The 21,426-nt window shown below is 46.7% G+C and carries 18 protein-coding genes and 1 pseudogene; 11 read left to right on the top strand and 8 right to left on the bottom strand.

Features of this window, described 5'->3' with window-relative positions; translation table 11 throughout:
* Positions 1-117: 117 nt before the first annotated feature.
* On the bottom strand, positions 118-735 hold the full coding sequence (locus MSMTP_RS00095; RefSeq protein WP_048176964.1) for an RNA 2'-phosphotransferase: 618 nt from the start codon (positions 733-735) through the stop codon (positions 118-120).
* Positions 736-823: 88 nt separating this feature from the next.
* A complete protein-coding gene (locus tag MSMTP_RS00090) occupies positions 824-1,897 on the bottom strand; it encodes an MFS transporter (protein ID WP_052718459.1) in 1,074 nt (357 codons plus the stop codon).
* 636 nt (positions 1,898-2,533) lie between these two features.
* Here MSMTP_RS00090 and MSMTP_RS00085 point away from each other — a divergent pair.
* The 7 genes from MSMTP_RS00085 to MSMTP_RS00060 all read left to right on the top strand — a co-directional run bounded on the left by MSMTP_RS00085 (position 2,534) and on the right by MSMTP_RS00060 (position 10,355).
* Entirely contained in the window at positions 2,534-3,988 is a 1,455-nt protein-coding gene (locus tag MSMTP_RS00085; RefSeq protein ID WP_048176963.1) for an OB-fold nucleic acid binding domain-containing protein, read from the top strand.
* A 594-nt stretch (positions 3,989-4,582) separates the two neighbouring features.
* Entirely contained in the window at positions 4,583-4,798 is a 216-nt protein-coding gene (locus MSMTP_RS18755) for a hypothetical protein (RefSeq protein ID WP_156153611.1), read from the top strand.
* A gap of 103 nt (positions 4,799-4,901) precedes the next feature.
* The gene (locus MSMTP_RS00080) at positions 4,902-5,525 is read left to right on the top strand and encodes a cyclic nucleotide-binding/CBS domain-containing protein (protein ID WP_048176961.1); all 624 of its coding nucleotides are present in this window, start codon (positions 4,902-4,904) and stop codon (positions 5,523-5,525) included.
* Between the two features lie 373 nt (positions 5,526-5,898).
* On the top strand, positions 5,899-6,690 hold the full coding sequence (locus MSMTP_RS00075; RefSeq protein ID WP_048176959.1) for an HPP family protein: 792 nt from the start codon (positions 5,899-5,901) through the stop codon (positions 6,688-6,690).
* Between the two features lie 356 nt (positions 6,691-7,046).
* Positions 7,047-7,940 (top strand): CBS domain-containing protein, encoded by an 894-nt coding sequence (locus tag MSMTP_RS00070; RefSeq protein ID WP_231582849.1) that lies wholly within the window; start codon positions 7,047-7,049, stop codon positions 7,938-7,940.
* A gap of 576 nt (positions 7,941-8,516) precedes the next feature.
* Entirely contained in the window at positions 8,517-9,362 is an 846-nt protein-coding gene (locus tag MSMTP_RS00065) for a CBS domain-containing protein (RefSeq protein WP_048176955.1), read from the top strand.
* Between the two features lie 216 nt (positions 9,363-9,578).
* On the top strand, positions 9,579-10,355 hold the full coding sequence (locus MSMTP_RS00060) for a CBS domain-containing protein (RefSeq protein ID WP_197076113.1): 777 nt from the start codon (positions 9,579-9,581) through the stop codon (positions 10,353-10,355).
* A 210-nt stretch (positions 10,356-10,565) separates the two neighbouring features.
* Here MSMTP_RS00060 and MSMTP_RS00055 read toward each other — a convergent pair whose 3' ends face one another.
* The gene (locus MSMTP_RS00055; RefSeq protein ID WP_082090433.1) at positions 10,566-11,363 is read right to left on the bottom strand and encodes a TIGR00266 family protein; all 798 of its coding nucleotides are present in this window, start codon (positions 11,361-11,363) and stop codon (positions 10,566-10,568) included.
* 508 nt (positions 11,364-11,871) lie between these two features.
* On the opposite strand from MSMTP_RS00055, the gene MSMTP_RS00050 reads away from it, so the two are divergent.
* The 3 genes from MSMTP_RS00050 to MSMTP_RS00040 all read left to right on the top strand — a co-directional run bounded on the left by MSMTP_RS00050 (position 11,872) and on the right by MSMTP_RS00040 (position 14,910).
* A complete protein-coding gene (locus MSMTP_RS00050; protein WP_048176951.1) occupies positions 11,872-13,047 on the top strand; it encodes an RNA ligase in 1,176 nt (391 codons plus the stop codon).
* A gap of 276 nt (positions 13,048-13,323) precedes the next feature.
* Entirely contained in the window at positions 13,324-14,376 is a 1,053-nt protein-coding gene (locus MSMTP_RS00045; RefSeq protein WP_048176949.1) for an elongation factor Tu, read from the top strand.
* Between the two features lie 30 nt (positions 14,377-14,406).
* Entirely contained in the window at positions 14,407-14,910 is a 504-nt protein-coding gene (locus tag MSMTP_RS00040; RefSeq protein WP_048176947.1) for a gamma-glutamylcyclotransferase, read from the top strand.
* A gap of 82 nt (positions 14,911-14,992) precedes the next feature.
* On the opposite strand, the gene MSMTP_RS00035 is transcribed toward MSMTP_RS00040, so the two are convergent.
* The 5 genes and pseudogenes from MSMTP_RS00035 to MSMTP_RS00005 all read right to left on the bottom strand — a co-directional run bounded on the left by MSMTP_RS00035 (position 14,993) and on the right by MSMTP_RS00005 (position 20,467).
* Positions 14,993-15,766: a sugar phosphate isomerase/epimerase family protein gene (locus MSMTP_RS00035; RefSeq protein WP_048176945.1), complete on the bottom strand. Its 774-nt coding sequence runs from the start codon at positions 15,764-15,766 to the stop codon at positions 14,993-14,995.
* 190 nt (positions 15,767-15,956) lie between these two features.
* Positions 15,957-16,445 (bottom strand): RNA-binding domain-containing protein, encoded by a 489-nt coding sequence (locus MSMTP_RS00030; protein ID WP_048176943.1) that lies wholly within the window; start codon positions 16,443-16,445, stop codon positions 15,957-15,959.
* A 128-nt stretch (positions 16,446-16,573) separates the two neighbouring features.
* Complete coding sequence (locus MSMTP_RS00025) at positions 16,574-17,134, bottom strand: dephospho-CoA kinase (RefSeq protein ID WP_048176942.1); 561 nt, start codon at positions 17,132-17,134, stop codon at positions 16,574-16,576.
* A gap of 321 nt (positions 17,135-17,455) precedes the next feature.
* Positions 17,456-19,048, bottom strand: a pseudogene (gene tnpC / locus MSMTP_RS18215) (IS66 family transposase).
* Between the two features lie 174 nt (positions 19,049-19,222).
* Positions 19,223-20,467: an ORC1-type DNA replication protein gene (locus MSMTP_RS00005; RefSeq protein WP_048176934.1), complete on the bottom strand. Its 1,245-nt coding sequence runs from the start codon at positions 20,465-20,467 to the stop codon at positions 19,223-19,225.
* 221 nt (positions 20,468-20,688) lie between these two features.
* Between MSMTP_RS00005 and MSMTP_RS18750 the strand changes: the two genes are divergently transcribed.
* Entirely contained in the window at positions 20,689-20,847 is a 159-nt protein-coding gene (locus MSMTP_RS18750) for a hypothetical protein (protein WP_156153610.1), read from the top strand.
* Positions 20,848-21,426: the final 579 nt, after the last annotated feature.

The raw sequence follows: 21,426 nt of genomic DNA, 5'->3' as shown, positions 1-21,426 counted from the left end.
AACCTGGAAAGCTCGAAAAAAGATCTGAAAAATATGGAAAGGAAGGAAGAAATAAGTGAAAGAAAGGAAAGGAAAGGAAGGAAAAAATAAGCAAAAATAAGCAAAATATCAGAAAATTCACACAATAAGCAGATACCCTGGAGGTATTCTTTCTGCAAGCACAATGTAATCGGTTGCAACCTTTAAGGAAATTCCGTCTTTCCGGGCCTCTCTGGCATCAACTTGCAGGATTACAGGGCTTTCAGTATGTACGAGAGCCACTTCAGTTGCTTTTTCCAGAGAAGTGCTCAGGTGGACATAGCGCTGCTTGATCGGGAAAATCCCGTTTTCCATCAGGACATCAACCTCTTCGGGGCTTGCTCCATAGTAGACGTACGGAGAGTCACTTTCCTCATAATCCAGGTCAACATTAACGGAATGCCCGTAGCGAGCCCGGACCCAGCCCTCGCTGATCTCATACCGTCCCTTTTCATCGGATTCCACAAGGGCATAGAGGTGCTCTTTTTTCAGCCACCTGTACCGCCGCATCATAATTTCGTAGAGGGCGTTCAGGTTAACCCAGCCGCATTCATCCATTTCAACACCTGCCGATTCCGGGAAGTGCCGCAGAGCCCCCGAGACAAACCTTCCGAGCTTCTCTTCCCGCTTGTCGTCCATCAGGAACCTGCCAGGATGTTTACACTGCGGACATGTAGCTCCTCTGAAATAGCCGTGCTCAGTGCATTTCCGAATCATGGTATCCGGTACATTATGACACTTTAACATAAATATACTTTGTTAAAAGCATTCCCCGGAAGAAGACCTTTCAGGGGAAGAAGTTCTTTCAAGCACTTTGCCTTTCAAGCACTTTGAAGAGCAAGAAACCGGCAAGACAAAAGAAGACAGCAGCAAACATTGTTGACCTGAAACCGAAAACCTGGGAAAAAAGCCCTCCCAGGAGAGCCCCAACAACCCCGGCAGCCCCGATCATGGAGTTGATGAGCCCTGCGGATGTGGCCTTGTCAGGGTTCCTTTCGACAACCAGCCGCGTGGAACCCACATAGAGAAAAGACCAGGAACAGGCAATAATGATCATCCCGGGAATGATGTAGAGGTAGGAAGGGGCCAGGATGAGGCTTACAAAGCCGACAGCTGAGAGGGAGTAGCCGATATGGATCAACCTTTCGTTTCCAAGCCTGTCAAGCCTGCGCATGACCAGGAACTGGACCGCCGGATTGACGGCGTAGATAAGCCCAATCCAGAAATCAGTTGCCCCGAGCTGCAGGAGATAGAGGGGAAAAATCGTCCAGACCCCGACAGCCCCCGTATGCCTCAGGAAGAGGGCGAAATAGGGCCCTGCATTCTTCAGCAGGGTATCCAAGGAAAAGTAGGAAAGGTTCACCTGGGGTTTTTCAATATCCCGGAGCCTGAAGGCTAGCAGGAAACATATGAGGTAGAAAAAGGAAGAGAGCAGGAAAAGCCTGTTCATATTTTCCCCGATGAGCCCTGCCGCGAAAAAGCCCACCATCCAGCCCAAGGAGCCCAGGGAAATGAACCTTCCCAGGCTCTGCTTCCGGTAGTGCACGTAGGCTATCAGGGCTCCGGGGTAGATGCCTACGCTGAAACCTGCAAGGGCCCTTGCCAGCATGAGAGAAGAAGGGTCCCTGGCAAAAACCTGGAGGAAAAAGGAAGCTGCTGCGATTCCAAATCCGAAGAGGAGCACGCTGCGCAGGTGGTGAAGGTCAGCAACCCTCCCGAAAATAAAGGACGAGAGCAGGGTGGAAGCGGAAAAAATCCCCACGATAAACCCGATCTCCAGATAAGTTGCACCAAGGGACTCGGCAAATACTGGAATGAAAAGAAGAGAGAGAACATTTGCCATGTTCGCCAGGAACTGTATGTTATTGATTCGTATCAAGCCGATCCGCACCCAGAAAAGCATGGGCTTATTTAAATATATTTTTTCCGATATGCTATTTTGTTTGAGCAGAGTAAGAGAGTCAAGAGAGTTAGGAGAGTCAGGAGAGTTAGGAAAAGGGTCAGGAGATGCAAGAGGGGAAAAGAGAGTCTCAAAACAATCACAAGTAGTAGTTCTCCCAGGACAGTCTAAAGAATGACCGTGCCCAGGAATAGTTTCACCCAGCATGCGGTAATTTTTAGTAGGACATCCCGCATACCGTAGCAGGACTTCATGTCAAAAAAGGAGACTTACCAAATAATATTTAATTTACATGACCATTCATATTATACTATCAAAAAATACATTGATAATTTCATTCATATGCAGGTGCAGAAATTAGATAATTCCATGTATATGCAGGTGCATGAATTCCAAATTCCATGTATATGCAGGTGCATGAATTCCAAATTCCATTTATGTACAGGTGCATAAATTCCACATATTTCAGATCCATGTTAATCCATATTGATCCATAGTGATCTATATTATTCCATGAATTCCTGGAAGATGTACTGCATTTTCAGGGAATACGTGAATAGAAGTAAGGGTCAAATTAACAGCAAACATTAAAGGGAAACATTTGAAGGGAACACCATGACCGATATCGACGCGATCTATGAAAAGCTCAGCCACGTCATCAGCAAAGAGGATTTCCTGCAGCGCATCAAGGAAAAAGTTGAAAACATGGGAGGGCTCTGCGACGAAGCAATGGCTGCCATGCTCGTTGCCAACGAACTGGGCTTCTCGGATGTGGGCCGGGACAGCGTGAAAATTGCCGACATCACAGCCGAGAGCGGGACCGTGAATTTTGTTGCCAGAATCATTTCAGTCTTCGAGCCAAAGGAATTTACCCGAAACGACGGGACCATCGGGAGAGTCGGAAACCTGATAGTGGGAGATGAAACCGGGAGAATCAAGGTGACCCTCTGGGACAATATGGCGGACCTGCTAAAGACCGGGAAAGTACAGGCAGGGGAGAGCGTGCAGGTCAGCGGGTACACGAAGCAGGGCTATTCCGGGGTTGAGGTTAATATCGGGAACAACGGCGTCCTGGCCGAAAGCGACGAAGAGGTGGAAGTGGCTGCGAATGCCCAGCAGATCAAGGATATCAAGGACGGTATGGGCGATCTGAACCTCACCGGAAAAGTCCTGGAAACTTCCGATGTCAGGACCTTCCAGCGCAAAGACGGCACCGAAGGAAAGGTCGGGAACCTGATGATCGGGGACGGCACAGGGTCAATCCGCGTAACCCTCTGGGACGAAAAAACCGACTTTTTAAACGAAGTTGAATACGGAGATACCCTGGAGATCATAAACGCCTATGCCCGGGAAAACGCCTTCAGCCAGAAAGTTGAATTGCAGATCGGAAACCGCGGCCTCATTCGGAAAAGCGAGACGGAGATAGAGTACGAAGAGGAATTCATCCCCATAGGAAACATTGTTGCAGATGCTAGCGACGTGAACATCTCGGGAAGGGTCCTCGACATCTCGGAAGTCCGCACTTTTGAGAAAAGGGACGGGTCCCCCGGAAGGGTCGGAAACCTTCTGGTAGGGGACGAGACAGGAAAAATCAGGGTCACACTCTGGGACGAAAAAACCGATTTTCTGGATGAAGTGGAATTTGACGAAACCATCGAGGTCATCCATGCCTACGCCCGGGAAAACAACTTCAGCCAGCAGGTTGAACTGCAGATTGGAAACCACGGCCTCATTCGGAAAAGCGAGAAAACAGTCGAATATAGGGAGAAGTTCACGGATATTTCCGACATCATCCCGGGAGAGAGCTATTCCGTCCAGGGAAAGGTCTCGGACCTGGGGGAACTCCGCGAATTCGAACGGGAAGACGGGACCGAGAGTGTTGTGGCAGGCCTTGAACTCACGGACGAAACCGGAAGCATCCGCATAACCCTCTGGGGCGAACAGGCATACGTGCTTGAAGACCTGGACATCGACTCCGAACTCCAGATCATAGACGCATACGCAAGGTACGGCCTGAACGAAGAAATCGAACTGAGCGTTGGAAACCGGAGTAGGGCAATCATTCTGTGATTTTTCCCTTTTCTGTATCCTTTTTTCTTCCTTCCTTACCAATTCGCCAATTTTACCGGATTTTATTGATTACCAGATTGTTATAGATTACCGGGTTTTATCGATTAGACGATAATTTTCTTAGTTTCTGTCAATTATACTCGACGACTCGGTCTATTTTTTTCAAACATATTCAACACCCTATTCTACGTTTGTTAATTTTACTCGATGTTTTTTGTGATTGCTTGAAGTCGAATCACATTCAAAAAATGTTCGAAAAACATTCAAATTTCCGGAAAAAATATGTGAAAAATTTAAAGATCCATCGTTCCAGTGGAAACGTGGGGGTTCTGAAAATTTTCCTCCTAGAAAAAGCGCTGGCATAAGAAATATAATTGCTTCTTTTTCCTTGTTCCGGGGCTTTCTCCAAAACCTTTTACCTTCCCTTCGGCTCTCCCCCATAAACACTTTATATTTTTTCAGTCTTAGCAAAAATCTCCAGTCGAAATGGGGGGGTTCTAAAAAAATTATTTTCCGTATTTGTGAGAACTTTTACCCTGGAAAAACGGAATTATTTAATAAGAAATAAGGATACTGCAATGGATTTACGTAAACATGAGCCACCAACAAAGGAAAGAAATGCCGTTATCATTATGTACCAGTGACCCGTATATATTAAGTGTTATAAAAGCACTCGGGAAGTGCGGGAAGGATCTTCTCGGGGGTGAAGGATTGGGCATATCCGGGGAAAGATATTTTTCCATGGGCATGGCCCGGGTTTTGACCGATTGCAGAGAAAAACCTGAATTAAGGGGAACTGGAGGAATTTGACAGGTTTTTTTGAAAGGAAGCCTGAAAGCCGGTAGAATTGATTGGGAAACGAATTTTATCTGGTTTTTGCGATCCGGAGAAAGAAAAGGGGGAACGGCAATCAATGGTGTTTGACCGCAGAAAAGAAATTGAGACCGATATCCAGATCAAGGAAATTGAAAAGGAGATGTCGGTTTCGGAAGTCATGAACAAAACCGTGGTCACGCTGGACATCAACACGGATATCCCTGTTATTGCAAGGGAGATGGTCAGGTACAATGTCGGAAGTGTGATCATCACCGAGAATGAACAAGCAATGGGGATCATCACGGAAAGGGATCTTGTAAGGGACATCGTCACAAAGGATAAAAAGCCGAGCCGGATGCATGCAAGCAAAATCGTCTCTACTCCGCTGGTCACCGTGAAACCGACAACCAGTGTCATAGAAGCTTCGGAGATAATGCTCAAATCCGACATAAAAAGGCTTCCGATCATGGAAAACGGTGATATAGTGGGAATAGTTTCGAATACGGACATGCTCATGGTGACACCGGGACTCAGCACCATCCTCAAGGATCTCATCGAGATGAACCGCGAACCACTCTTGACCACGGGAGAAGGAGAAGGTCCTGAGTTCAACAGCGGGATCTGCGAGTCCTGCGGCTATTATTCCGAAGACGTGGAAATGGTAAACGGCCGACTGCTGTGCAGGGACTGCCGGGATGTCGAAGAAGACTATTACGATTGAGATCGACGATTGAGATCGACGATTGAGATCGTTACCTATCACGATTGAGATTGACGATTGAGATCGTTACCTATCACGATTGAGATTGTTACGATTGAGTTTGATGATTGGTTCTCGAATTTTACCACTTACCGGGCCTGAAGGTCCGAGAGTATCAAACCAATAGAAAAGATACCTAATTAACAGTACCTTAAGCCAACCATATCTTAAGTCAACCGTATCGAAAAGTATCAAAGCTGACGGTATTGGAGATACACGATCGAATTCACGATCAGATGTACGATATCTGCCGGATATACGATACCTATCGGACCGGGAATCTAGCCGGTGATGCTGAAAACGTAACACAAAAAAGCAGAGAAAGGGTAAACAGATGAAAGTCAGCGAAATTATGTCAGAAGGGCCTATCTGTGTGAAAGAGGGGGATTTTGTAACTCACGCCCGTCAGATGATGCGTGACTATTTTCTGCGCGGCCTTGTCGTCGTTGATGAAGGGAATAAACTTGTGGGGATGCTGACCGACCAGGACATCCTGAGGGTCACTTCAACACGTTCCAATGTCACGGTCCGGGGTTATGCCAGGGAATGCCCTACAGTCACTCCGGATATGGAGATCCAGAAAGCGGCAAAGCTTATGCTGGAAGCTAAAATGAACAGAGTACCTGTAGTTGCTTCTACCACGGACCGGACGGTGCTTGGAGTCCTGAGCAACTCCGATCTCCTGAAAAACATGAAGCTTCCGAAGGGAGCTCCCGAGAACGTTGGAAAGATCATGACCCGGAAGGTAGAAACCTGCCACCCCGATGAAAGGGTCACAAAAGTCTGGGCTCACATGCTCGAAGCCGGTTACACGGGAATTCCCGTAGTTTCGGAAAAGGGGGAAATCCAGGGGATGATCACGCGCAGGGATGTCCTGAAATCCGGAGCTGTCCGGATAGGGTCCGAAGACAGCCGGGGCACGAGGACGAGCGAGACGGCAAAGGTCGAGAAGATCATGTCCACTCCAGCTTATACCCTTGCCGAGGAGGACTCCATCGAAAGGACCAGGGAGATGATCATACACTATGACATCGGCAGGGTCACAGTGGTAAACGGAACCAAAGTGGTGGGGATAGTTGACAGGCAAGACCTCCTGGAAGCCTTCGTCAGTGGTGTTTCCGGATAACCATCGGAGCTTTTCACGCAAAAAGATTATAACGCTCAAAGATTATAATTAATAATGGTTATAGATTAAGAAAAGAGGAAGAGTTTTGGAGAGGTGTTTTCCAAAAAAATTGGCCAAAAATTTTTATTTTTGAAAAAAAGCCCGGGAAAACTGCTGAACCGGGAAAAATCGAATGTTTCAGGGGAAATCCTGCAAAAGTGCGGGAAGAGAAAAACGGTGTATGAAAAACCACTAACGGCAACTCGAATTCGGTGATCTAATTGAACAAAAATAAGACACTAGCGTCAGCCGAAAAAACGAAAGTTCAGGCCAGACTGAACAAAGTGGACAGAGGAGTACAGAGGAAAGATCCTAGAATGATTAGCAGCACAGGCACAATGGATACAGGGCCTGTGGATTTCAAATCCAGGATCTCGAAACATGAGGGGATAATCCTTGCCCTGGGGACAAAGGATGTAGTCACCCTTCCTCCCACCGCAACCATAATGGAAGCGGTCAAGATCATGACTGAAAAGAGATTCAGACGCATTCCAGTTACGGATCCCGGGACAGGGAGGATCGAAGGGATCGTCACTTCCGTGGATATCATCGATTTCCTGGGAGGCGGAAGCAGGAACCTGCTTGTTGAAAACCGCTACAAGGGCAACCTGCTGGCTGCAGTAAATGAGGAAGTAAGGCAGATCATGGAAACTGACGTTGCCTGCATCAATGAGCATGCAAACTTCGACGATGCCGTTTCAATGATGCTCGATAGAAAGACCGGAGGGCTCCCGGTTGTGGATAACGAGATGCGGGTCGTGGCAATTTTCACCGAACGAAACGCTGTAGAGCTGATGAGCGGACTTGTGACAAACATTGGTGTCCGGGAATACATGAGCAAAAAAGTAACAATGGTATCCACGGACACGCCCATCGGACAAGCGGCAAAGATCATGGTTGAAAACGAATTCCGAAGACTTCCTGTGGTCAAAGACGGGATCTTTGCGGGAATGGTCACAGCCTCGGACATTGTTCATTTCCTTGGAAGGGGAGATGCCTTCCACAAACTGGTAACCGGAAACATCCACGAAGCCCTCGACCAGCCTGTAGGCTCGATAGTTTCAAAGGAACTGATCTGGACAGGACCTGAGACGGACATGGGAAAAGCCCTGGAAATCATACTCGGGAAAAGAATAGGATCCCTTCCGATCCTGGAAGACGGACTCATCCGCGGCATCATTACGGAGCGCGATTTCCTGAGAGCTCTGTAAGTTTGAACTGGACTCTTAATTAAGACCAGGTGCCTGAACTCCAAAACAAATACCCAACTGAATAAATCCCAATCTTAACCTATAGAACCAGTGCCAAATCAGCACTGAATCAATACTACGCTGAAACTCCCGGGTCGGCACTTCCGGCCTGGATTCAGAATTATTGGCAGAAGGACTTTAGATAAAAAAGCCTTAAGAGGAACATTCAGAATCGGAAAGATAGGAGCATCAGGAATGTTCAGGGGTTGGTTCAGGAGTGCCGCTCAGGAGTTCCGCTCAGGAGTTCCGCTCAGGAGTTCCGCTCAGGAGTTGTTCAGGAGTTGTCTAAGGGTTGTTCAGGAGTGCCGCTCAGGAGTTGTTCAGGGGTTGTCCAAGGGTTGTTCAGGAGTGCCGCTCAGGGCGCAGCTGGTTCTAAATAATATAAACTTGATGCTATGCGAACTTTGCTTTTACAAAAATTAGACAAACCACGAATGAAAATTGAGAAGGTTACAACCAAAAATTAAAAAGTTCACATTTGACTCAAAAACTATAATTATTGATGCTTATACATTATAAAAATGAAGGAGGTATTTCATGAATGTGGCGGACATAATGAGTTCACCTGTATATGTTATAGAATCAGATGAACCCGTGTCTCATGCAAGAAATCTGATGTTAAGACACAAGATCAGTACGCTGCTTGTCCTGAATGAAGGCAAGATGGTGGGAATAGTCACTAAATCCGATATCAGCAACCGTCTGGCTCAGGCAGAACCGCTCTGGAGGAGAAGACCCATAGACCAGATCCCTATCAAGCTGATGATGACAGAATCGGTAATCACCATCTATCCCGAAGCCTCTATATCCCAGGCAGCCGCCCTGATGCTTGAAAATGGAGTCCATGATATACCCGTGGTAAAGAATGACGTTGTCGGAATTGTTACAAGGACCGACATCGTGCGCCAAGTTGCCAGAACAGAAGAAAACCTGGACACGAAGGTTTCCAGGCTGATGACAGAAGATGTTGTTTCTGTCCACAAGCATCACACCATCAACCACGTTCTCGATGAGATGAACAAGAACGAAATCGAAAGAGTGATTGTCAAGAACGACCTTGGAAAGCCTGCAGGGATCATTTCCCGAAGAAACCTTGCCTTAAACTATATCACCGACAGTGAAGGCAAACTTTCCACAAAAAATATCAAGATGGCCAGGAAATCCTCCCCGGCAGGCCAGAAAACCTACAGGTACATAAAAGAAGTACCCCTGACTGCGGAAGATATCATGTCCTCCCCGGTGGTTATGTTGGATGTAAATGAAAGCGCAAAAGAAGCCGCAAAAAAGATGATTGAAGAAGATGTTACAGCCCTACCCATTACAAACGGCGAGGAAATAGTGGGAATAATCAGCAGGACCGATATCATGAAAGCGGTGATGTAAAAGGCAATAAGAAGGCGACAAAAAAGCGATATGAGCTAAGCGTCGTGGCCTGAATAACCGGAACCATAACAGGCAACGGAAAACCGTGAAGCTGCCCACAGTGAAACAGGATGAAAAGAATAAGAACACTGAAAACGGCAGCAAGAAACGATGTAAAAACGCAAACTAGCAGAAAACAACAATTAAAAAATTCTGGATACGCATGAGGTGAATTGCATGCAAGTTAAAGATATAATGGTACAGCCACACAAGATCGATAAGTCAGACACCATATCCCACGCCCTTGATCTCATGGAGAAAAAGGACACAAAGCGTCTAATGGTAGTCCACAACGACCAGATGCTCGGTGTACTGACCATGAGAAGTCTGACCAAGGAGCTCGGAACTCGTAAGAAACTGAGCAAACCCGCATCCTCTCTGCATGTTGCAACAGCCGTATCCGACAACTTTGTAAAGGTCCTGCCGGACACCGACCTCAGCGACGCCCTCACCCTGATGAAGAAAAAAGGAGGAGTGATCGTCGTTACCAACAACGGGGACATCCTGGGCTGGGTCACCCCGAAAGAACTTATGGAAGCAAACCGCTTTACGGGCTACGCCGGGGAAATCATGGAAAGAAACCCGATCAATGTCAGCCCCTCCGACCGGGTCAGCCACGCCAGGCACCTGATCCTCGACAACAACGTGGGCAGACTGCCTGTGGTCGAAAATGGCAAACTCGTAGGGCTTGTCGCAGAAGAAGACATTGTCGCAGCAATGCGCGCCTTCAGGGATCTGGTGGCAGGCAACCAGCAAGATTCCAGAATCAAGAACCTCCTGGTAGGGGATATCATGACCCGTAGCGTGACCAGTGTCTATACCAACACTCTGCTTTCAGAAGTTGTCAAGACCATGCTGGAAAACGACTTCGGAGGAGTCCCGGTCCTCAACCTGGAAGAGGAACTTGTAGGTTTCCTTACACGAAGGAACGTTATAAACGCAATTGCAGAATGAGCACATTGCGAAAAGTTCAATGCGAAAAGTTCAATGCGAAAAGTTCAATGCGAAAAGAGAAGAAAACGGTGAAAAAAAGTCCTTTCCCCTCTGGGGCAGGACTTTTTCTGTTTTTAACTAAATTTCGAGGTTTAATTATTCTTATTTTTAACTAAATTTTCGATGTTTAATTGAATTTTCCTATTTTTTGAATTTTCCTAGTTTGTCGGCTCAGAAAGAACGGTCCCCTCCGAGCAACCCGCCAAGAAGATCGTCGCCGGCACCTGCAACCCCACGCCTTTCTCCCCTGTTCTGCTGGTAACTGGCTGCCGCAAAAATCCTGTCGGCAAGCCGGGAGAAAGGAAGGCTCTGCATGTACACGGTTCCTGGCCCTGTTAGAGTTGCAAGCACGACTCCTTCTCCACCGAAAAGGGCGTTTTTGAAGTCCCGAGACCAGGTGATGTCATAACTTACGTTTTCGGTAAAAGCTGCCACGCAACCTGTGTCCACATGGTAGGTTTCTCCGGGCGCAAGTTCCTTCTTGACAATCGTGCCGCCAACATGGATGAAGGCCATGCCATTACCCCGGAGCCTCTGCAGGATGAAACCTTCACCTCCGAAGAGCCCGGCCCCGAGTTTGCGGGTAAAGGCGACTTCCACTTCCACACCCCTTGCAGCACAGAGGAAGGCATCTTTCTGGCAAAGCATACTCCCTCCCATTGAGGCAAGATCCAGGGGGATAACCTTCCCCGGAAAAGGAGCCCCAAAAGCCACATGGCCTTTGCCCTGACCCTGGTGGGTAAAGTTTGTGATGAAAAAACTCTCTCCTGTAAGAGCCCGCTTCAGACCCTTTTTCAGGCCTCCCAGGAGCCCCTTGCTCTCACCACCCATACTGGTCTGCATCTGGACTCCGGGGCCCATGTACATCATTGCTCCGGCTTCTGCCTGGACAGCCTCTCCCGGGTCAAGTTCAACTTCCACAATCTGCAGGTCATCGCCTATGATCTGATAATCAATTTCATCTGCCATTTTGATGTCTCCTTTTTGCTATCTCTTTCTCCCAGCTATTTTTTCTTCTACTTTCACCAGATATTTTTTGCCACAGGTTTAAACTTCATTACTGTAAATTTAAATTTCGTTAAAAATTATAGTGTCAAGACTTAAAAAGATTCTTGACATATCTATTTATGCCACATAGTTACCCCAGAGAATACACATAGTCTCCAAAGAGAAAAAGCATAATTCCCTAGGGAAAACACATAGTTACCCCAGAGAATGCACATAGTCTCAAAGAAAAAGCATAATTCCCTAAGGGAAAACATATAGTCTCCAAAGAAAAAGCATAATTCCCTAGGGAAAACACATAGTTACCCCAGAGAATGCACATAGTCTCCAAAGAAAAAGCATAATTCCCTAAGGGAAAACACATAGTCTCCAAAGAAAAAGCATAATTCCCCCAGGAAAAACACATCGTTCCCCGAGAGAAACGATGCTAAGGGACAACATATTTCAAGCCCGAAAGCAGATAGATATACTTATGCACACTGCGGGGAGTAGTGAAACTGTTGATGCCGGGTTTGTCGGAAAGCTGGCCGGATATCTCGGGTTTGAAGAAGAAAAAATACGCCACCTTTTCGAAAAAAAATACCTTGCCCGGAACTGGGGAGAGCACGAGCACCTTTTTCGTTTCGACAAGGAGATTTCCCATATTGAGAGGGGCACATTGTTTTATGAGAAAGATGACAGTTTCGAAATGGTTCTGGGTTTCCCGAAAATACGGAGGGCTATGGTACTTTATCCAACCCTCGAAAAGCAGTTCGACGGTCTCCGGAGCGTTGTCGTGGAAGAGAAGATGAACGGTTACAACGTCCGTGTTACCGGAGTGAACGGAGAGGTCCTTGCAATTACCAGGAGCGGATATATCTGTCCCTATACAACGGAAAAGGCCAGGGCGAAATTAAACCCGGATTTCTTCAACGACTATCCGGACCTGGTGCTCTACGGGGAAATGGTGGGGCCGGACAACCCTTACGTCCCCAAAGAAATCTACGATGTCGAGTCCGTAGAGTTTTACATCTTCGACGTCCGGAAAAAAAATACTGGAGATCCCCTCCCTGCAGCCCGAAGGCGGGAAATCCTGGAAAAATATGGCTTTTTGCAGGTGAAGTCTTTCGGGGAAATTTCCCTGGAAACGGCTCCCGGGGAAATTGCAAAAATAATCCGGAACCTTGGCCAAATCGAGCACGAAGGAGTGGTTATTAAAGACCCGGCAATGGTCCTGCCCTCTGTGAAGTACACCTCTTCCCGGAGCAACTGCTCTGACCTCAGGCATGCCTTCAAGTTCTACAACGAGTCCGGAAGGGACTACATGCTTTCCCGGATCGTCAGGGAAGGATTCCAGGCAGTGGAATGGGGAGAAAGCGAAGCCGAGTTCAAGAAACGCTGCATGCAGCTTGGGGAAAGCATCCTGACCCCTCTCCGGGATTCCGTGCAAAGCGTCAAAGAACGGAAGCGCCTCTACGACGAGGTCCGGATCAGGGTAAAGGACCTGAAAACCGCCGTAGAATTCGAAGACTACCTGAAAAGGCTCGGAGTAGATTCCATCTTCGAGAACCCTGAGCCTGTAGGGGACGAGTACCGGATAACCATCAAAAAAGTAAACAAGAGCACGAACGACAAAACCGAGGCAATCTGGAAAGGGGAACTGTGGTAACTTTGTTAGGGGAAAATTACCCAAAATCCTTTTTTTCCGTGAATGCTAGCCATGATGACGTCCTGATGACTTTTCCCCGGAAAATTTCGCAAAGAAATATATTGCAGTATATTAATACCAGTGGCAGAAACAAAACCTTCTATTTACGTATCCCTACCTATTCACAGGATATTTACAGAGTTATCATTCACAGAAATCCATCCACAGAACTATCCAAGTTCACACAAATCCATTCACAGAACTATCTATTCACACAACACCTGAAAGGGACCCACCATGGCAAATATCGCAATTATCGGGACAGAACAGAGCGGAAGGACCACCCTTGCCGCAAACCTCGGGAAAAAAGGAACGCATTCGGACATCACCCTGTACAACAACGACAAAGAAACCCCTAAACTTGCCTTTATCGACCCCCACAGTTATCCGAAAACCCTGAAATCCCTGATCACGGCGCTGAACATTTCAGACATGGCAGTCCTCTGTATCCCCTCAACAGGCATGGACGCCCATACGGGAGAATGCATCATCGCCATGGACCTGCTGGGTTTCAAGCATGGGATCATTGCCCTGACAATGTCCGATACCACCCACATGTTCGCCATTGACGAACTCAAGGCAAAGATCAAACAGATCACCGCAGGTACCGCACTGGAGGGCTGGGACTGCATCGCCATTAACACGAACAGGAGCGCAAAGAACCCCTTTGAAGGAGTGGACGAGCTCAAAGCCTTAATCAACTCCATGGCAACAGAAATTGAAGCAGAACAGGTAAAATTGAATGACCTGCCTGCCCGCGTATTCATAGACCACGCCTTTAATGTTACCGGGAAAGGCTGTGTAGTGCTCGGGGTTACCAAACAGGGCATCTCAAAGGACAAGGACAAAACCAAAATCTTCCCCCTGGACAGGGACATCGAAATCCGCTCCATCCAGAGCCACGACGTAGACATCACCGAAGCCCCCACCGGCACCAGAGTAGGGATGCGCCTGAAAAACGTCCAGGCAAAGGATATCGAGAGGGGCTTTATCATCTCGGATAAGGAGACCGTTACTACTGACTACATCCTGGAGTGCACCTTCTCGAAGTTCACCAAAAAAGTCGAACTCGCAAGCGTGCTTCACCTCTTCGTGGGCCTGCAGTCCGAACCCGTGCGCGTGGAAAAGATCCTAGTGGACGGGGAAGAAGCAAAAGAAGCCCTGCCCGGAAGTACCTGCGTTCTGGAACTCTCAGGAAACAAGAAGGTCGCCTACAGCAAAGAGGACCGCTTCCTGCTGGCAAACCTGGACCTGACCCAGCGCTTTGCAGGCTACGGTTTCTCAAAATGAGATAAGGGAATTCTTCAAAGGGAATTCTTCATGGAAAACGATTCAAGCCAGGAAAAAGCCCCGGAAAGGGAGAAGGGTCTCTTCGGAAACGTCTTTCATAAAAATATCTGCTGGCAGCGCTCCTACGAGAGGCCGGAAGAAAAAGAAATGATAATGGCCCTTTACGGCTCCCTCCGAGAAGGACTCTACAACAGCAGGCGCTTTGACCTGTCAGGCAGGTCGGAATTCCTGGGGACCGCCAGAATAAAAGGGTACGCTCTCTACTCCCTTGGCCCCTACCCTGCCGTCTACCCCTCGGAAGGAGACTCCGTACTCGCCGAAGTCCGGAAGTTTTCAGGAAAACAGCAGCTTGAAATTGCAAAATCCATTGATTACATGGAACTTTTCGGGGGCTACCACAGGGAATACGTGAGTCTGGAAATAGGGGGACAGAAATTAAGGGCCATCATTTACGTTTACGATGATAAAACCGGGACTGAAAAGGTTGAGAGCGGGGACTGGGTCGAGTACCTGAAAGGAAAAGAAGAAAGTTGAAGAAGAAAGAAGACGAGTGAGTAATTTACATTACAATTTCTTGATAATCTTGATAACCTTCTTCATAATCTTCTTCATTACCTTACAGATTCCTTAAAAATTCAAGGCTTTTGACCCCTTCTTCTACAGAAGCCATTTCCGTTACGAAGATCCCTTTATAATCCGAGAGTTTTTCCATGACTGATTTCCAGTCCACAGTGCCTTCCCCCAGGGGGAGGTGCTCGTCTTTTTCTCCCATGTTGTCGTGGATGTGCACGTGGGAAATCCGGCCCCCTAACTGGTCCAGGAACTCGTCTATAAGCCTCACGGTGTTGGCATGCCCCACGTCAAAGGTGAAACCCACGTTATGGCTTCCGACGGCATCGAGCATCTCGTGCATTTCATCCGGGTATTTCCCAAAGATTTTGGGGAAATCGGGCATGTTTTCAACGGCTACCAAGATCCCGAAATCCGCGGCAAAGTCACAGATCTCCGTAAGGGAGGCAAGGTTTGTCTGGTAGGCCTCGTACGGGACCTGTGCCCCGTAGGGAGAGAGGTAGCCGGGGTGGACCACTGCCAGGTTAACGTAGTTCGAGGCCAGGGTCAGGTAGTGCTTCATCTGACGGATGACCTCCCCCCGGATGGAATCGTTCAAACCTGCCAGGTTCATGTCCGAGAAGGGCAGGTGCAGGGTCAGCTCCAGGTTTGTGGTCTCATGAATGTTTTGCACGTTCTGGATGGTCTTACTGTTCAGGCACTGGGAACCTTCCTGCACTATCTCCCAGCCCGTATACCCGTGGTCTTCAAGCGTGTAGGCCCATTTGAAGGGGTCTTCAACAACCGACCGCGAAGAAAAACTGATTCGATGAAGCTGCATGACGACAATTCATTCCTTTTCCATTGATTTGCATAGAAGTGCGGGACGTAAAGATGTAGGACGTAAAGATGTAGGACGTAAAGATGTAGGACGTAAAGATGTAGGACGTAAAGATATGGGACGTAAAGATGTAGGACGTAAAGATATGGGACGTAAAGATGTTGGCGGGAAGTCAGATATAATTAACTTTTCAGTCCCTTTCCACGTAGTCCATTCCCACTTCAACAACCGGTTTCCCGTCTTCGGTAAGAGGCAGGAGCCACTCAAAAAGCCGCTCCATTTCCTCGGGAGAGTCTGCCCTGACGCTGACCTCAATTGACCCTATAGGCTCTTTTTCTGCAGGAACGCTGGGGACCCCCACAAAAGCCGCCTGCTTGTTGAGCAAAAAGTTAACAGAGAGGCCGTCAGAGGAGAGACCTTTATTGAAGGCTTTATTGCGCATGCTGTCTATGATAAATTCCCTGCGGATGAGCCCGTGCAGGGTAAACAGGAGGTCAAAACCTCCCTCCCCTAAGAGGTAAAAGGAAGGTAAAGACCCGGCATCTCCTGATTCGGATTTTTCGGCTTCGGAAGCTATCCTTTCAATTTCAATACCTGAAAAAAGCTTCAAGATTGCCCCGGAAACCTTTTCAGGATCTTCTGTGGGATATACGGCTGCTGAAACCTCGACGTGTATCATGAATTAACTCCTTAACTGATAGAATTACTCCGTGGATTTGGCTGATAGAATTACTACATGGATTTAGCTGATAGACCTGATCCGTGGGTTCATACTAATGGTTTACATGAGCAGGGTTATTAAATGAATTACTCTACCGGATTTTCTCCGGAATAGTTTTTCAGGACTGCAATAACTTTCTCTTTGAAGACTTCAAGAGTGGAATCGTTTTCGATTTCGGCATTGGAAGCTATGATGGCGTCTCCCATGCCCCAACCAAGTTCACGCTCGTCCCTGTTGCGGAGGCCATCAATACTGTCCATGTCATCACTTCTGCCCCGATTCTGAACCCTATCAAAACGGGTATCAAGGGGAGCGTAGATGGCAACCAGGACAAACTTTTTTCCAAATTCCCGCCTGAAGCATTCAAGTTCGGCAATCCCGCGAACCCCGTCCACGACCAGGAGTTCCGAGTCTGTCTCCTGGATCTGGGAAATGCAACGTTTGGCAACGGCGTCCATGCCTTCACATTTCCGGAGATCCGTTGCAACCATCCCGGTGTTGGCGTCACTGGGCTCAAGCCCCCGTCTCAGCACTTCCTTTCGGATCACGTCCCCCATGTTAACCACGGGAATGCCCATTTCAACGGCAGTCCTGGCAGCTTCGGATTTTCCTGAGGCAGGCATGCCTACGAACGCTATGATCTTCATTATAAATTATCCTTTAATTTGAACCTTTTAATTGAACCTTTTAATTGAACCTTTTAATTGAACCTTTTAATTGAACCTTTTAATTTGAATCGTGAAACGTAGAGGCCGATTTATAAAGTTTATAACATGATCGTAGTCAAACCACAGGATCATATATATTATTTCCTGAACGAACGAAAAAAAAGGTGAAAGCTAATAAAAAAATGAAGAAAAGAAGAAAACAACTCACAAAAATTCTAGCAGAGCCGGTAAAGGACTCTGGTGGGTTTTTCCTGAAGGGAAGTGAAAAAGGAAGGAAGAAAGGAAGGTAACAATTCACGTTTAAGAAGCTGAGGTATTTCTACTCCTTTCATTCGGAGGTATCTCAAATTTTTCCTTCAACATTTCCATAAATCTTTTCCCCCTCATCTTTGACGTCTCATAAATACTCAGAAGCACTTCAAATACTCCAGCACCGTACCATGTCCTTCTCCCACCACTAATTTTCCTATGCAATACTCCTTTACGCATCGCACGCTCTGCGTCATTATTGTGCCAGGGTACTCCCTCAAATTCCATGAACGTAAATAGCATGGACTGTCTCTTTCGAAGCTCTTTTGATATTCTGATGACATCCACATCAGTCCATTGTCTATTGAGTAGAGCCTTCATCTCTTTTTGGAACTCTTTACAAGCATTTTTACGTTTTTCCATTGATGGAGGCGGATCTTTCTGCGTGAACTCAATTGCTCTTTTCAGAATTGATCGAACACCATCAACGAATTCTATGAACTTTTTAGGTGGTCTTCCAGGTTTTGTCCTTTTTGCAGGCTTGGATGTTAAAAGACTTCGAGGTTCTATCTTGTGTTTAATTTCAGCTCTTTCCAACCACCTATTCACATGAAGAAGGTCAAGCTGATGTCCCGCACATTTTACTACATCATACGGTTTCCAGGCATCTCTTCCCAGAACACCTTTAAATCCTTCAAGTATTCTTTCCGGTACTATGTGACCACGAGTTGGAGAAACTTTATAGTAAGTACCTAATAAAGAAGTAAAACCCCATAACCAGCTATTCTTACCGTTTATCCTAAATCCCGTTTCGTCGCCATTGACAGCCTTTGATCTTACTATTTCTTTATGGAGTTTCTCATAGTCTTCCTGAAGTGTATCTGCCACCCATTTTTCCAGTTTAAGCACAGTGGCTCTACTAATCTTGATATTATATGTCTCATACAAGCTGGATTGAATCTTTTCTATACTCAATCCTAACATTCGCTGATAAGCAACCCATGAAGCTATAGAAGGTCCAAACTCCTGGTTTGGTGGTATCCATGAAACTTCTCCACGAACCATCTTTTTGCACTTTTTGCACCAATATCTTTGATAAATAATTTCAAAGATAGTAGGTTTTGGAACTGGGATTTCAGTGATGGTACGGGTTTCTTTGGCACCTTTAACAGGTTTGCCCAGAGGAGTGCCGCAACATGGACATTCTTCCGTTTTGATATATATAGGAGGAGAGTTGGGAATTGGTGTTTTTCGCCCGTGTCCAACATGTCCAGGCTGACCACCTCTGGCTTTTTTCGGCCCTTCCTGTCTATTTCGCCGGTAATAAGTTTTAGATGATGGAACACCACCTGCTTCAGAAGTCTTGTCAGATGATGCGAGAACAGGTGCAGAACCCTAAAATTGAGCAAGTTGTTTTTTGAGATATTTATTTTCATTTCTGAGGTTTTTTGCACGCTCTTTGAAGCGTTCAGTTTGCTTTGTGAGGTTGTCATTCTCTGTTTTGAGCTTTTCTACGTGCTGCAAACTGCTTTGCTTCTCGTTACGCTCTTTTTCGAGTTCTTCCTTTAATTGTGTGATTTTTTGTTCCAAATCACTTACTTGTTCCTTCATGTTTTTTGTTTCATCTTGAGGAACGTTCTTCATTGAATGGCTAATATATTTTTCAAAGTAAAAAAATGTTTTGAAAATATTATTTTTTAGTTGCGGACCTTTGAACAAAGTTTAAAAATTAATCTGGAAATCTTCTAAAACGTGAATTGTTACAAAGGAAGGAAGAAAGAACCCATCCCATGCCCAATTATAAATTATAAACCTCTTTCATGAGAACATCTTGTTAAAGACGGAGGTCTTGAAGTCAACAAGAGGCTTTAAGCGGTAGTCCTCAAGGAGCACCTTGCGAGTGTTTTCCACAGGAACGCTGAGGGAAATTTCCTTGGTCCGGCCGTAGCGGCCTTTGCTTACCACAACTGCGTTTACGATGCCCAGCATGTCGAGTTCGGACATGAGGTCCGTTACCCTGCGCTGAGTCAGGATATCCACGTCGATGTGGTGACAGAGCTGCCTGTAGACGTTATACATTTCCCCTGTGGTGATGTTCTTACCTTCCTTACCCCGGTTCCGGAGCAGGATGATGCTGTAGAGTACGAGCTTGGATTGGGTAGGAAGAGTCCTCACCACTTCCACCACGCGGTCGACTTCGATCTTTTCCTGGGCGCGGCGCACGTGCTCTTCAAGGACCTGGGGATGATTTTCCCGCTCGGTAATTTCCCCTGAAACTCTCAGGAGGTCAAGAGCTCTCCGGGCATCCCCGTGTTCCTGAGCAGCAAAGGCAGAACATAGAGGGATTACCATCTCGCCCAGGACCCCGTCGTTATAGGCCATCTTAGCCCTCTGCTTCAGGATATCGCTGATCTGCTCGGCGTCGTAGGGCGGGAAGATCAGTTCTTCCTCTCCCAGGGAACTCTTGACTCTCGGGTCCAGAAACTCCGTAAACTTCAGGTCGTTGGACACCCCGATCATGCTGACCTTGGCCTTGCGCAGGTCCGTGTTGATCCGGGAGAGGTTGTAGAGGACATCGTCCCCTTTCTTGATCAGCTTATCAATCTCGTCCAGAATTATGATAATGACCTGGTCCCTGGAATCAATCGCCTCCTTGAACTTCATAAAGACCTGATCCGTGGGCCACCCGGTCATAGGGACCTCTTCCTCGAAATGCCGGGCAAGGTTTGCAAGAAGCCGGTACTGCGTGTCGATGACCTCACAGTTGATGTAGACCACCGAGCAAAAGATCGACTTGTCTTCACTCACCCTTTCCAGTTCTTTTCCCACATAGCGGGTCACGGCAGTTTTTCCAGTCCCTGTTTTTCCGTAGATCAGCACGTTGGAAGGAGTCTCACCCCTCAACGCAGAGACCAGAATGGTTGCAAGGCTATTGATCTGTTCATTCCGGTGGAGTAACAGGTCCGGAGTGTATGAAGGTCGAAGGACCTCTTTGTTTTTGAAAATTGACTGTCCGTCAAGTAATTTTTCGAACAGCCCGTCTAATGATTGAGCTTTCATCATGAATGACCCTCTTCTTGCAACAAATTAATCGCAAACAACTGGAATGTATTAGGAGTGAATTCGCACAATTTTAAACCACTACGAGCATTTTACAACTTCATTTTCAAACGATTTAATTTAGCAGCTTTAAACTTGAAACCTGCCGTTTAAATCTACAGCTTTCTGGATCCGGAGATCAAGTTAGTCGTTGGGGTTAATTTAGTCGTGAACGCAGGAATTACATGCAAATTTCGATGTATTATGATTCGATGTATTATGATTCGATGTATTATGATTCGATGTATTATGATTCGATGTATTATGATTCGATGTATTATGATATCCGGAAGCATCGGATTGCAGAATATGTCATCCCGGGATTCTGTAATTACGGGTTCTGAATCTTGAGGACCCCGGAAACGGAGCCCTTTGAATCAGGCAATCTTCATACCCTGGGAGTGACAGGTAAGTAGAGTTTTTTCACGGGGGGGTCATAAAAACCAGACCCGATGTAAGATCTAATTCATTTCCACGGTTTTTCCATGCCTGATCCCATCTCCTGCTCCTCCGAATTAACTTCCTTACCAATGGAATAGTGGAGAGAGATACCAAGCATTGTATTAAAGTGTTATTTGTAAGTTTTTTGAATCGGAAGATCCATTTTTTAACCATTCACTCCTGATTGAAATTTGGCAAAAAGGACCCTGTGAATGGAAATGAAGTTTCGATTATAGACAAAGACCTGGCAATCGGAGTTCAACAATAGGGATTCCGCAGTCTTTGCACCATAACCGATTTGGGGACATAAGTCTTCAGGAACCTCAAATCCTGATAACTTCCTGTACCCTTCCCTCCTCTTTGACCAAAATTTAAGGTGATATCGGTATATAAATAACCGACATAGGACCACATTTGCAGTAGATGCAATGGAAGTAAACCTTATTAATAGTTATGGTGAAGACCCCCCCGTTTCCAATGGA

The sequence above is a fragment of the Methanosarcina sp. MTP4 genome, assembly GCF_000970045.1.
GTDB lineage: Archaea > Halobacteriota > Methanosarcinia > Methanosarcinales > Methanosarcinaceae > MTP4.
The sequence above is the reverse complement of the archived record's forward strand: the minus strand, read 5'-3'. Positions and strand labels throughout refer to the sequence as shown.